This is a genomic window from Streptomyces sp. NPDC018964, from assembly GCF_044390325.1.
Classification (GTDB): Bacteria; Actinomycetota; Actinomycetes; order Streptomycetales; family Streptomycetaceae; genus Streptomyces.
In genome coordinates this window covers 112,137-125,322 of sequence record NZ_JBIRYZ010000019.1, presented here as the reverse complement: position 1 = coordinate 125,322, position 13,186 = coordinate 112,137, and the positions used below count along the sequence as shown (strand labels likewise).

The 13,186-nt window shown below is 74.0% G+C and carries 7 protein-coding genes; 3 read left to right on the top strand and 4 right to left on the bottom strand.

Translation table 11 applies throughout. The annotated features are described in order from the left end of the window. Positions 1-113: 113 nt before the first annotated feature. The 4 genes from ACH5AO_RS27055 to ACH5AO_RS27040 form a co-directional block, all read right to left on the bottom strand. The gene (locus ACH5AO_RS27055) at positions 114-308 is read right to left on the bottom strand and encodes a ferredoxin (RefSeq protein ID WP_398929016.1); all 195 of its coding nucleotides are present in this window, start codon (positions 306-308) and stop codon (positions 114-116) included. An 89-nt stretch (positions 309-397) separates the two neighbouring features. Next, on the bottom strand, positions 398-1,579 hold the full coding sequence (locus ACH5AO_RS27050) for a cytochrome P450 (protein ID WP_398929014.1): 1,182 nt from the start codon (positions 1,577-1,579) through the stop codon (positions 398-400). 103 nt (positions 1,580-1,682) lie between these two features. Further along, on the bottom strand, positions 1,683-2,741 hold the full coding sequence (locus ACH5AO_RS27045) for a DegT/DnrJ/EryC1/StrS family aminotransferase (RefSeq protein WP_398929012.1): 1,059 nt from the start codon (positions 2,739-2,741) through the stop codon (positions 1,683-1,685). 80 nt (positions 2,742-2,821) lie between these two features. Then, complete coding sequence (locus ACH5AO_RS27040; RefSeq protein ID WP_398929009.1) at positions 2,822-4,198, bottom strand: glycosyltransferase; 1,377 nt, start codon at positions 4,196-4,198, stop codon at positions 2,822-2,824. 344 nt (positions 4,199-4,542) lie between these two features. On the opposite strand from ACH5AO_RS27040, the gene ACH5AO_RS27035 reads away from it, so the two are divergent. Genes ACH5AO_RS27035 through ACH5AO_RS27025 form a run of 3 tightly spaced genes read left to right on the top strand, consistent with a single transcriptional unit; the run spans position 4,543 to position 13,145 of the window. Continuing rightward, complete coding sequence (locus ACH5AO_RS27035; RefSeq protein ID WP_398929007.1) at positions 4,543-7,455, top strand: ATP-binding protein; 2,913 nt, start codon at positions 4,543-4,545, stop codon at positions 7,453-7,455. A 25-nt stretch (positions 7,456-7,480) separates the two neighbouring features. Next, positions 7,481-10,336, top strand: a complete 2,856-nt coding sequence (locus tag ACH5AO_RS27030) for an AAA family ATPase (protein ID WP_398929005.1) — start codon at positions 7,481-7,483, stop codon at positions 10,334-10,336. A gap of 4 nt (positions 10,337-10,340) precedes the next feature. Beyond that, a complete protein-coding gene (locus ACH5AO_RS27025; RefSeq protein WP_398929003.1) occupies positions 10,341-13,145 on the top strand; it encodes an ATP-binding protein in 2,805 nt (934 codons plus the stop codon). Positions 13,146-13,186: the final 41 nt, after the last annotated feature.

Sequence of the window (13,186 nt, the reverse complement as noted above, 5' to 3'; positions counted from 1 at the left end):
CTGTCACACGTGCGACGGATACACATGCGGCGGACGCACGCCGTGCCGTCCGCACGGATCGGACCACGGACACCGCGTGTCCCGCCGGGCCGCGCGTGCCCGTCCGGGGGCGGTCAGTCCTCATGGACGGTGATCGAGCCGGACGGACACAGGTCGCCCGCGGCACGGACCCCGTCCGCGTCCACCTCCCCGGGCTCCTTCACCAGCAGGGTGACGATCCCGTCCTCGTCCTGGTCGAAGACCTCCGGCGCGTTCAGCGCGCACTGGCCCGCTCCGACGCACCGCTCGCTGTCGACGGTGACGCGCATGCTCGTTGCTCCTCGTGGGGGTGGGTACTCGGGCGACGGTGGGACCGGGTGCCGCCGGGACCGTCCGGCGGCACCCGGGAGCCGGTGGCCTACCAGCGCACCGGCAGCTCGTGGAGTCCGAACAGGATCCCGTCGTACTTGAAGGCCAGCTCCTCCTGCGGAACGGCGAGTTCAAGCGTCGGGATGCGTTCGAACAGCTTGCGGTAGGCGATCTCCATCTCGACCCGGACCAGGTTCTGGCCGAGGCACTGGTGGACGCCGTAGCCGAACGCCACGTGCCGGCGCTCGGAGCGGTCCGGGTCGAAGGCGTGCGGGCAGCCGAACACCTCGGTGTCGTGGTTGGCGGCCGCCAGCAGCGGGACGATGCCCTCGCCCTTGCGGATGAGCTGCCCGGCGATCTCCACGTCGTCGACGGCGACCCGCAGCGCCACCATGTCGGCCACCGAGTGCAGCCGCAGCAGCTCCTCCACCAGCCGCTCGTTGCCGATCCACTGCGGGTTCGTGAGCAGGGTGACCACACCGAGGCCGATGTTGTTGGCGGTGGTCTCGTGCCCCGCGATCAGCAGGAGCAGCAGCACGCCCGACAGCTCCACGCTGGTGAGCTGCCCGGTGGCCAGCAGCCGGCTGATCAGGTCGTCGCCGGGCCACTTCTCCTTGATGGCGATCAACCGGTTGATGTAGCGCAGCAGTTCCCGGGTGGCGGTGGCCCGCTCCTCGTCGGTGGAGGTGCGGATGGCGACCAGGGTGCGGGTGCGGGACTCGAAGAAGTCACGGTCCGCCGGCGGCACCCCGAGCAGCGAGGAGATCACCAGGGACGGCACCGGCAGCGCGAAGTCGGCGATCAGGTCGGCGTGGTCGCCCGCGGCGAGCATCGCGTCGATGCGCTCGTCCACGGTGCGCTCGATCGCCGGGCGCAGCTCGCGGACGCGCCGCACGGTGAACTCCGGGATGAGGACCTTGCGGAACCGGTCGTGCTCGGGGGAGTCCAGCCCGACGAACCAGCCCGGGATCTGGTCCTGCTTGGGCACCCCCATCGTCTCGCCGACGTTGGGGAAGCCCTCGTTCTCCGGGTTGGCGCTGATCTTCGGGTGGGTCAGCACCGCGCGCACGTCCTCGTGCCGCGTCACCAGCCAGACCGGTACCCCGTTCGGCAGGTGGGACAGGACCAGACCGTTCTGCTCGCGGTGGCTCGCGTACTGGGACAGGGGCAGCGGTTCCTCCGGTGTGCGCCGGGGGAAGCCGACCACCGTGGGGCCGGTGCTGGTCGTCATGTCCGTTCCTTCTTCCTCTTCCTGAGGTGTCCAGGTGTGTCCAGGGGTGCCGCGCGATGCCGCGGCGCGTACGGGCGGCCGGTCGGCGGACGCGTACGGGCGGTCAGTCCGCGGAGCAGAACTCCCGGACGGCACCGATCACGTACTCCTGGTCGGCGGCGGTCAGTCCGGTGTGGGTGGGCAGGTACAGGCCGTCCTCGCTGAAGCGGTGCGCGTTCAGGGACGGCCACACCGGATCGAGGTAACCGGGCTGCCTGCTCATGGGCTTGAAGAACAGCCGGGTCTCGATGCCCCGTCCGGCCAGATGGGCCCGGAGCTCCTCGCGGCGCTCGGCACGCAGGTCGTACATCCACAGCACGTCCCGCGGCGGCATCAACGTGATCCCCGGAACGTCCTTGAGCCCCGCGTCGTAGCGGGCCTCGATCTCCCGGCGGGCGGCCAGGATCTCGTCCAGCCGCTCCACCTGGGCCAGCGCCACGGCGGCCTGCATGGCCGTCATGCGGAAGTTGTAGGCCAGCTTCTTGTGCAGGAAGCTGTGGTCGCGGGTGAACGCCATGGCCCGCAGGTGCGCGAGCTGTCCGGCCAGCCGCGGGTCGTCGGTGAGGCAGATCCCGCCCTCGCCCGCCGTGATGATCTTGTTGGCGAAGAGCGAGAAGCACGCGATGTCCCCGACCGGCCGCACCCCGTGCGCCTCCGCCGAGTCCTCGACCACCCGCAGGTTGTACTGGTGCGCGATGTCCATCACCGCGTCCATGTCGCAGCGGCGCCCGTAGACGTGCACCGGCATCAGCGCCTTGGTGCGCGGGGTGATCTTCTCCTCGATCAGGGAGACGTCGATGTTCAGGTCGTCGCCGCAGTCCACGAAGACGGGCGTCGCCCCGGTGTACGTCACCGCCCAGGCGGAGGCCACCATGGTGAACTCCGGCACGATCACCTCGTCGCCGGGACCGATGCCCAGGGCGCGCAGCGCCAGGGTCAGCGCGGCCGTGCCGGAGGAACAGGCGACGCCGTGCGCCACGCCGTTCCACTCGGCGAACGCCTCCTCGAAGCGCCGTACGTAGGGGCCCTGCGAGGAGATCCAGCCGCCGGTGACGGCGTCGGTGACGTACTCCAGTTCGCGCCCGCCCAGAGTGGGCCGGGAGACGGGGTGGGTGAAAGACATGCGTCCTCGCTGCGGTGGTGCGTGCGATGGCTGGAAGAAGGGGGCGGACGGTCCGGCACCGGCCGGCGGGCGGCCTGGTGTCATGGTCTCGGCAGCAGGCCCAGGATCAGGTCGGCCGCGGCCTTGCGCCCGCCGGCCGCCCGCTGGAGAGCGCCCAGCCGCTCCGCCCGCTCACGGAAGGACGGGTCCTCGACGACCCGGGTCAGCTTGTCGACGACGTCGTCCGGGTCGACGGTCCCCGGCCGGTCCAGGGTGAGGCTGATGCCGAAGTCGCGGCCGCGCACCGCCTGGTCGAAGCAGTCCACCCACAGCGGCCGCACCACCTGCGGCTTACCGAAGTAGACGCCCTCGTGGTAGGCGTTGCCGCCGCCGTGCGAGAAGAACACCGACACCTTCGGGTGGGCCAGCACGTCCAGTTGGGACGGCACCCAGCTCTCCACCCGCAGGTTGCCGGGCAGTGAGGCGGCCGGCGGCAGCAGGTGCTGCTGCTCCTTCGGCAGCTTCCACAGGAACTGGTGGCGGTCCGACATCCGGCGGGCCACCTCCACCAGCGCCGCGACCTCCTCGCGGGTCAGCCGGGTGATGGTGCCGAAGCCCATGTAGACCACCGACGACTGCCGGTCCAGCCAGCCGCTGAGGTCCTCGTCGTCCGGGCACTCCGGCAGTGGCGGCAGCAGGGCGCCCACCAGCCGGAGCTTCTCCGGGACGTCGAAGGGGTAGTCCAGCTCCGGGATGGAGGAGCACAGCACCATCTCGGCCGCGTCCACCCGGGTCATGGAGTTGGGCGGGGCGATGCCGAGCTCCTTGCGGATCGCGGCGTCCTCCTTGAGTACCTTGCCCATCGACGGGTGCAGGAACATCAGGAGCGTCCGCCACTTGAACAGGGTGTTCGCCAGCTTCTGCCGGGGGGTCATCTCCAGCGGCAGACCGGAGTTGGGGACCGGGAAGTTCTTCGGGGTGTAGGACGCGCCGAACGGGTTGTGCGAGGTCAGCACGTTGCTCGGGACGAACGGCACCGACAGCACGTACGGAATGCGGTGGGCGAGCGCCAGGTCGACACCGAAACCGCTCACGCAGTCGATCACCATCAGCGCCGGCCGCACCTCCTCGACCACCTTCTCCAGGGCGCGGTACTTGCGCGCCTGGAGCGCAGGCCGGTACGACTGCCGGACCACGGCGCGGTGCGCCTTGAACCGCGAGGACTGCGTGACCTCCCGGTACACGGCGTCGTCCCAGGTCACCGCCGACAGCTCGGACACCACCTCGCCCAGCGAGGCGAACGACACCGCGGAGTCGGCGGCCAGCGCCGCCACGTCGTCCCGCCGGTGCTCATCGGTGGCGAACCACAGGTCGGGCACACCACGCCGGGCCAGTTCCCCGGCCAGCACCAGCAACGGGTTGAGCAGTCCGCTCTCGGGGAGACCGACGAAGAAGATCGGCCGTGCGGCGGAGTCCATGAGGGCCCTTTCACGAGGTGACTGCCGAAGTCGCCGGCCGGCCGCGCGGGCACGGCCGGCAGGCGGACAGGCAGGACGGAGTTGTCCGTGTGCGGCCCGTCGGCCGGGGCCCGAGTCGGGCGGCGCCGACCGCACCCCATCTTGATCTCACGGCCGTAACCAGGAAATCCTTAGACTTGCCCCGCGCCGGACGGAACATCCGGCGCGGGGCACGGGGCCGGCTCGCGCCGAGGCAACCGGCGTTACCTGTACGGTGGGCGCACCGAGCGTTCCGTATGTGCCGACGACGGAGGGCTGTCCAGCGGAGCGTTGCCCCGGCCTCAGCACGACGCAAGGGAGACCACGTGACGAACCGGGAACGGGGCACCGGCCCGTCCCTTCCCCTGGTCGGCCGTGAGGCCCTCCTGCGGACGCTCGCCGCCGAAGCCGACGCCGTCCGTACCGGGCAGCCCCGGCTGATCGTCCTCGACGGGCCGGCGGGGGTCGGCAAGACCTCGCTGCTGAGGGCCGCCCTCGACGCCGGCGGGCCCTGTGACGGCATGACCGTGCTGTACGGGTCCTGCAGGGCGATCGACTCCGGCAACGGATACAGCGGTGTACGCGCCCTGTTCGGACCGCTCGGCCTCACCACCACCCGCCGCGGCCGTGCCCCGGCGCTGCTCGAGGGAAGCGCCCGCCACGCCCTGCCCGCCCTCGCCCCCGACCGCGTCGACGGGGACACCGCACCCGGCGCCACCTACCCCGCGCTGAACGGCCTGTACTGGCTCGCCGCCAACCTCATGGCGGACCGCCCCCTGGTGCTGGCCCTCGACGACGTCCACTGGTGCGACGAACGGTCCCTGCGCTGGCTCGACTTCCTCCTGCGCCGCGCCGACGGAATGCCGCTGCTCGTCGCGCTCGCCCAGCGCACCGCGTCCGAGCGTACGGCTGGCCCCGCCCTGACCGACCTGGTGGCCCACCACCGGCACCTGGCGCTGCACGTGCCGGCACTGTCGGCCCGCGACGTCGAGACACTCGTCCGCCGGACCTTCCCCGAGGCCCCGCCGCAGCCGTCCTTCGTGGACACCCTCACCGCCGTGACCGGCGGCAGCCCGCTGGAACTCCAGCGGATCCTGCACAAGTTGCGCACCGGCGGGGTGAGTCCCGACGACACGGGCGTCCGGCGGATCACCGAGCTGGGCGGACGGGTCGTCGCCGGCTCCGTGCACGAGGCACTGCACGGTCAGCCGGCCGGAGTGCGCGAGGTGGCCCGGGCCCTGGCCGTGCTCGGTCCCGAACGGACCGAACACCTCGCCGCCCTCGCCGGGGTGTCCGCCGTGCAGGCCGAGGAGGCCGTGGACCTCCTGCGCCGCTTCGCCCTCGTCCAGTCCGACCGGAGCGAACTGGTGCACGACATGGTGCGTGCGGCGATCCTCTCCACGCTCGGTCCCACGGCCCTGGCCGATCTGCGCACCCGGGCCGCGCAACTGCTCAGCGACGTCGGACGCTCCCCCGAGCAGATCGCCGGCCAGCTGCTGCTCCTCCCGAGGGCCGACCAGCCGTGGATGACCGCCGTCTTCCTGGACGCCGCCGCGCAGGCGGAGCAGCGGGGAGCCCCGGAGGCCGCCGCGCGCTACCTGGAGCGCGTCCTGGAGGCCGGGCCCGACACTCCGGAGATCCGGATGCGGCTCGCCGGAGTCCTCTCCGAGACGGACCCGGCCCGCTCCCTGGCACTGCTGCACGAGGCACTGGCCCTCGCCGACGACGTCCGCACCCGCGCGACGGTCGCCGTCCGGCTCGCCCTGATCTGCCTGCGCGTCCAGCGGTCACCCGAAGGCGCCCGCGTACTGACCGAGGCCCTGGACGCCCTCCACACCGCACTCGGCACCGACCCCGAACCCGCCGACCGCGAACTCCTCACCACGGCCGAAGCCACCCTGCTGATCGTCGGTGCCGACGAGAAGAGCACCCTGCCCGCGGTGCGCGAACGGGCCGCCCTGCTGACCCCGCCGCCGGGGGACACGCCAGCCCAGCGCCAGCAGCTCGCCATGCTCACCGTACTCACCGCGATGGACGGCCGTTCCGCCGCCGAGTCGGTCCGCCAGGCCCGGCGTGCCCTGCGCTCCCCGGGCACGGCCCCCGGCGCGTGGTCGCTGCTGCCCGCCTCCCTCGCGCTCTCCCTCGCCGACGAGACCGGCGAGGCGCTCGACGCGCTGGAGACGGTGCTGCGCGACAGCCGGCGGACCGCGGCGGTGTGGACGTACGTCCTCGCGCTCTCCACCCGCGCCTTCGTCCACCTGGACCGGGGCGGCGTCCTCCAGGCCCTGGCGGACGCCCAGACCGCCCTCGACCTGCTGGAGGAGGAGAGGAACTGGGGCGAGGGCGCCGTCCAGCCGCAGATCGCCTGCGCGCTCGCCCTCGTCGAACGCGGTGAGCCCGGCTGGGCCGAGGAGATGCTCGGCACCATCAAACGCCCGCGCATCGAGGACTTCGCGTGGGAGTACCACTGGTACCTCATGGCGCGGGCGCGCGCACGGTACGCGCACGGTGACTCGGAGAGCGCTCTCGAACTGCTGCGTGCCTGCGGGGACTCCCTGGCCCGGACGGGACTCGCCAATCCGGTCCTGGCCCCCTGGTGGCTGGACGCCGCCTGTCTGCTGGCCGAGTCGGGCCGCTTCGAGGAGGCCAGGGCGGCGGCCGACCACGGTGCCGGACCCGCCGAACGCTGGGGAACCCCGCGTGCCCTGGGCTACGCCGCCCTGGCCCGCGGCGTCGCCACACCCGGCCCGGAAGGAATCGCCGGGCTCCGGGAGGCGGTACGGCGGCTGGCGGACTCGCCGGCCCGCGCCGACCACGCCCGCGCGCTGCTGCTGCTGGGGCGGGCCCTGCTGGCGGACGGCGCACCGGGTGAGGCACGCGAACACCTGCGGGACGCGGTCGCGCTCGCCCGCCGCTGCGGCTGCGTGGCGCTCGCCCGGCGGGCCCGCGAGGAACTGGTCGGGGCCGGCGGCAGGATGCGGGAGGTCACGGTGTCACCGCTGGACATGCTGACCGGCACGGAACGCACGGTGGCCGCGCTGGTCGCCTCGGGAGTGACCAACCGGGAGGCCGCGGAGTCCTTGTTCGTGACGGTGCGCACGGTGGAGCTCCACCTCACGAGCATCTACCGCAAACTCGGCATCACCCGCCGTGCCGAACTCGCGGGCGCCCTGCACGAGGACACCCTGCTCCCTCCCGGCCTCCGCGAGGGGCACACCGGACCCGATGCGACCCGGTGAGGCCACGCCGGCACAAGGCGATCCGATGAACGTCCCGGGCCGGGCGGGCGAGGAAGGACACGGGCGTCCCCACGGCGACGAGGTGGCGCTCGCCGATGCCCTCCTCCTGGAACGCGACCGTGAACAGGCCGTGCTGTCCGCCGTGATCGGGGAGCTGCGGTCGGGCCGCCCGGCCCTGGTCACGGTGACGGGCGAACCCGGCTCGGGACAGGGCGAGTTGCTGCGCTGGGCGGCCCGGCACGCCGCCGAGCGGGGACTGTGCGTCCTCACGGCTCGCGCGACACCCGCGGAACGGGACCTGCGCTACGGCGTGGTCGGCCAACTGCTGTCGGGACACCAGAGGTTCGCCGACCAACTGCCGCATCTCCTCCTCGACCAGGGGGGACCCGGCCGGTTCCCCGGGCTCACCCGTCTGCTCACCATGGCCCGTGAGCGGCCCACCCTCCTGGTGGTGGAGGACATCCACCAGCTCGACCCCGATTCGCTGCGCTGGCTGGAGGCTCTGATACGCCGGCTGCCCCGCGCGCCGCTGGCCGTGCTCACCGGCAGCATCCGCACGGCGGACATCGGTCTCGACTGGTGCGCGGGCACCCCGCTCACCGGCTCGGCCACCATCGTCGAACTGGCGCTGCCCGGCCTCACCCGGACCGGGACGGCCGACGCCGTACGGGCCTTCTGCGGCACCTTCGGCGACCGTTCCTTCGTCGCCGCCGTCGCCGACGCGACCGGGGGCAACCCCGCCGTCGTACGGGACACCCTGCGCCGCTTCGCCCGGGCCGGGCACCCACCGGACGCCGGCCACGTGGAGCACGTCCGTGCCCTCGCGGCCGACGTGACCGGCGAGCACGCCGCCGCGGCGCTCGACGGGGTGCGGGACCCCGTCGCCCTCGACGTCCTGCGCGCCCTCGCGGTCTGTGACGACCTCCTCGACTTCCCGCTGGTACTGACCCTGAGCGAGCCGGGTGCCCTGTCCGAGACCCGGCTCCGCGCCGCCCTGCTGGACAGCGGTCTGGTCGTCGTACGCGACGGCCGGTTCCGGGTGCGCGGTCCGGTCGTGCGCGCCCGCGTCATCGAGGAGATGCCCACCGGAGAGCGCGCCGACCTGCACGCACGCGCCGCCGAACTGGCCCACCGGGCGGCCGCTGACGACCAGGGCATCGGCGACCTGCTGCTGTCGGCCCGCCCGGTCGGCGCCCCGTGGGCGGTGGACACGCTGTGCCGGGCATCGGCCGCCGCGCTCCGCGGTGGCCGACGCGACCGTGCCGCCGCCTACATCTCCCGCGCCCTGGCCGAACCACTGTCCGAGGAGACCCGCATCCGTGTCCTGCTCCGACTGGCCCGCGTGGAACTGGTGATCGCGCCCGTCGCCGCCGGGCGCCGCATGGGCGGCATCATCCGCGAACCGGGAGAGGCGGCCGCGGACTTCCGGGCGCGGGCCGGCGACCTGTGTCTCCTCGGCGGGGACACGGACACCGTCCGGCGCGCCCTCGCCGAGTTCCTCGCCGGCCGCCGGCCGGACGAGGCGCGGGGGACACCGCCCGGTCCGGGGGAGGCGGAGGGGGCCACCGACCGGCACGAGGAACTCACCGCCCTGTTCCGGGTGGCGCAGCCGTTGTGCCGGATGCCCGGCGAGGTCGCCTTCCCGCCCGCACCGGAGCTGCCCCGTGCCTCGCGGAACCCGGCCGTGAACGGCGTGCGGGCGTGGGAGACCGCCGTACGGGGCGCCGACCGCGAGGAGGCCCGACGGCAGGCCCGCACGGCCCTGGCCCCCGATCCCTCCGGCCGGCCCCCGCTCACCGTGCCCAGACTGCTGGCCTGCCGCACGCTCCTGCTCACCGAGGACGGGGAGGAGGCCGAGACGCACCTGTGCGCCCTGCTGGCCGAGGCCCACCGCGCACACTGCTCGGTGTCCGTCGCCCGGGTGCTCTCCCTGCGCGCCGAACTCCACCTGAGGCACGGCCGTCCCGACTCCGCCGCCCGCGACCTGGCCGCCGCCGACCGCGAACTGCCCCCGGACAGCAGGCACCCGCTGTCCTACCCCTACTGGACGGCGCTCGGCATCCTCACCGACCTCGCCAACGGCCGTCCGGACCGGGCGCGTGCCGCCGCCGGGCGCCCCGTGCCGCCCCCCGCCGAGGAGGCCGTGAGCGGTGCCCGACTGCTGTTCGCCCGCGGCCTGCTGGCCCAGGCCGACGACGACCCCTACCGGGCCCGGTCGCTCTTCCGGGCCTGCGGGCGCTGGCTCCTGCAGTACGGCTGGACCAACCCGGCGCTCCTTCCCTGGCGTTCCGGGGCCGCCGAGGCGGCCCACGCCCTCGGCGACACCGCACAGGCCCTGAGGCTCGCGCGGGAGGAACTCGAACTCGCCGAGCGCTGGGGCACACCCGGCTCCATCGGCGCGGCCCAGCTCTGCCTCGCCACGATGAGCGGGGAGGACCGCGTCCAACGACTCCGGTGGGCCGTCGACAGCCTCGGCCGGGCCCCCTCCCGGGCCGCCTACACGCGCGCGGTCGTGGCACTGGCCTCCGCCGAGAGCGGCGAGCCCGACCGCGTGACGGCCGCCGCCGCACCGGCGGCCGGCGGGGCCGGCACAGGAGTCGCCGGACCGTACGGCGTCGTGGCACGGCGTCCCGGCATCCTCGCGCCCACGCCCGCGGGGGCCCTCGCCGACGCACCGCCGTCCGCGTGGCGGACCCTCTCGCCGGGGGAGCGGGCCGCCGCCTCGCTCGCCGCCCGGGGTCTCGTCAACCGGGAGATAGCCGCCGCGCTGTCGGTGACCACCCGCACCGTGGAACTGCGCCTCAGCGGTGTCTACCGCAAGCTTCGCATCCGGGGGCGCGACGAACTGCGCGCCCTGGTCCAAGGCACGGAAGAGGACTGACCGCATGCTGCTGGAGCGCACCACCGAAACGTCCCTGGTCGACGCGGCGCTGGCCGCGGCCGGCCGGGGCAGGTCCTCCCTGATCCTGGTCACCGGCCCGCTCGGCATCGGGCGGTCAGCCCTGCTGCGGTCCCTGCCCGCCCTGGCCGACGGCCACGACGACATCCGGGTGCTGCGGGCCAACGCGGCGCCCATGGAACAGGACTTCGCCTTCGGAGTCGTACGACAGCTCTTCGAGAGCCTGCTGTCCGACTCGTCCGAGGACACCCGCGCCCGCTGGATGGACGCCCACGCCTCCTTCGCCCGGCACGTCTTCGCCGACGACAGCGCCTCCCCCGGAGCGGACCAGGCCGCCGCGGCCACCGAGGCGGTCCTGCACGGCCTGCTGTCCCTCCTGGCCAACGTCAGCGCCGACGGCAGGCTCCTCGTCCTCGTCGACGACCTCCAGTGGTCAGACGTGCCCTCCCTGCGCTGGCTCACCTACCTGGCCAAACGGCTGCACGGCCTGCGGGCCGTCGTCGTGTGCACCCTGCGCGACGGGGACCCCCGCACCCACCACACCCTGGTGCGGGAGGTCAGGGAGGCCGCCACCCAGTCCCTGCGGCCCGCGTCGCTCAGCCTCGCCGCCACCCGTGAGCTGGTGCGCGAACGCTTCGGCGAGCCCGGCGACGACACCTTCGTCCACGCCTGTCACGAGACGGCCGCGGGCAACCCGCTGTTCCTGATGTCCATCCTGCTCGGCATGGAACACGCCGGCCTGCGGCCGCTCGCCGAACACGCCGACCGGGCACGCTCACTGCGCCCCTCGCAGCTGCGCAATCGCCTCGCCGGGATCCTGCGCACCCAGGACCAGCCGGTCCGCGACCTCGCGGCCGCCATCGCGGTGCTCGGCGACCACGTCGACCCTGACAACGTTGCCCGTCTGGCGGGCCTCGATCCCGTGGGCTACACGGCGGCGCTGCGCGCCCTGGCGGCCCTCGGGCTCGTCGTCGCGCCCGGCGAGCCGCGCTTCGTCCACCGGGTCGTCCGGGACGCCGTGGAGTCGACCCTGACCATGGTCCGGCGCGAGCAGCTCCACGACGAGGCGGCCGCGCTGCTCTACGCCTCGGGCCGCCCCGCCGAGCAGGTCGCCGCACAGCTCATGGCCGTCGTCACCCGTCACCAGCCGTGGACCGTGGACGTCCTGCGGTCCGCCGCGGACACCGCCCTGCGCCGGGGCGCCCCCGACGCCGCGGTCCGCTACCTGCGGCGCGCCCTCCTCGACAGCGCCGCGCAGGGCGTCGACCGGGCCCGCCTGCTCGTCGAACTCGGCACCGCCGAACGCGTCTTCGACCCGTCGGCCTGTGAACGGCACATCGCTCAGGCGATCGGCCTGTTGCCCGAGGCGCGGGACCGTGCCGCGGCGGTGCTGCGCATCGCCCCCACCCCCCTCGGCCCCGCCCCGTCCGGCGTGGTGGAGCTGCTGCGCCAGGCCGCGGAAGGGCTCGGGCCGGCCGCCGCGCTCACCGGAACCGATCGCGACCTGGCCCTGCGCCTGGAGGCCCGGCTGCGCCACTGCGCCTACGAGAACCCCTACGAACTCGCCGACGCCACCGAGCGCCTGAGGCGGCTCGGCTCCGCACCGCCGCTGGACACCGGCGGCGAGCGGGAGCTGACGATCGCCCTGCTCCTCGCCGCCACCTTCGGCGCCGGCCTGCCGGCCGCGGACGTGGTCCGCCGGGCGGAACACGTCCTGGACCGGGAGCCGGCGACCTCCGCCCGCGTCCAGTCCACCCTTCCCCTGGTGGTCATCACCATGGTCGCCGCCGACTCCGTGGAGGCGCTCGACTCCTGGCTCGCCGTCGAGTACCGGGCCCGGGAACGGCACACCACGCCGACCGACGCGCTGGTGCACATCGAAAGGGCCCTGATCCACATCGCCCGGGGCCGGCTCGACCAGGCCCGCGAACAGTCCGAGACCGCCCTGCGCATGACCGAGGCGGACCGGCATGGTCTCGGTACGGTCGCCACCCTCGCGCACGCCATGGTGGCGCTGGAGACCCGGGACCCCGCACTGGCACGGCGCGTGGTCCGGCGCGCCGAACGGATCCGCGGCGAGGAGCTGACCGTCACCGCGATGCTGCGTCTGCTGCAGGCCGCCGGTGAGGTGGCGGCCGGCGACCTCACCGGAGCGCTGGACTCCCTCCGGTCCTGCGGCCGCCGCCTGGACGCCGCCGGCTGGCAGAACCCGGTGCTGTTCCCCTGGCGGCCCTGGGCCATCGGGGTCCATCGCCGCCTCGGAGACCTCCGTGCCGCGCGTTCCCTCGCGGAGGAGGAGCACGCCCGGGCCGAACGGTGGGGGGCACCGGTGGGTCTGGGCCGGGCGCTGCGCCTGCGGGGCCGGCTGGAGGAGGGCGGCCGGGGGACGGCCCTGCTGCGTCAGGCGGTCACCGTACTGCGCGGCTCCGCCCATCAGCTGGAACTGGCCCGCGCCCTGCTCGCGCTCGCCGAACGCCTGGGCGGGGGAGTGGAGTCGGAGGCCCTGGCCCGGGAGGCCGCCACGCTGGCCACCGCGTGCGGTGCGCCGTGGCTGGTGGAGCGCGCCGCCGTCGGCGGGCCGCCGCTCTCCGCCGTCCCCGCCCCGCAGGCCGTCCTCACCCGCACCGAACGCCGGGTCGCCGCCTTCGCGTGCAGGGGTCTGACGAACCAGGAGATCGCCGAGACCATGGGAGTCAGCTCCCGGGCGGTGGAGAAGCACCTCACCCATTCCTACCGGAAACTCGGCATCGCCGGCCGACGGGAACTGATCGCCCTGATTTCCGGCACGTAAAAGGTATCCGGATCCAGAGGGAAAGCCCTTTCCGAACGCCC

Bases quoted from the DNA above. Each gene is read 5' to 3' on its own strand.
- ACH5AO_RS27055 (WP_398929016.1), bottom strand. From the start codon at position 308: ATGCGCGTCACCGTCGACAGCGAGCGGTGCGTCGGAGCGGGCCAGTGC.
- ACH5AO_RS27050 (WP_398929014.1), bottom strand. From the start codon at position 1,579: ATGACGACCAGCACCGGCCCCACGGTGGTCGGCTTCCCCCGGCGCACA.
- ACH5AO_RS27045 (WP_398929012.1), bottom strand. From the start codon at position 2,741: ATGTCTTTCACCCACCCCGTCTCCCGGCCCACTCTGGGCGGGCGCGAA.
- ACH5AO_RS27040 (WP_398929009.1), bottom strand. From the start codon at position 4,198: ATGGACTCCGCCGCACGGCCGATCTTCTTCGTCGGTCTCCCCGAGAGC.
- ACH5AO_RS27030 (WP_398929005.1), top strand. From the start codon at position 7,481: ATGAACGTCCCGGGCCGGGCGGGCGAGGAAGGACACGGGCGTCCCCAC.
- ACH5AO_RS27025 (WP_398929003.1), top strand. From the start codon at position 10,341: ATGCTGCTGGAGCGCACCACCGAAACGTCCCTGGTCGACGCGGCGCTG.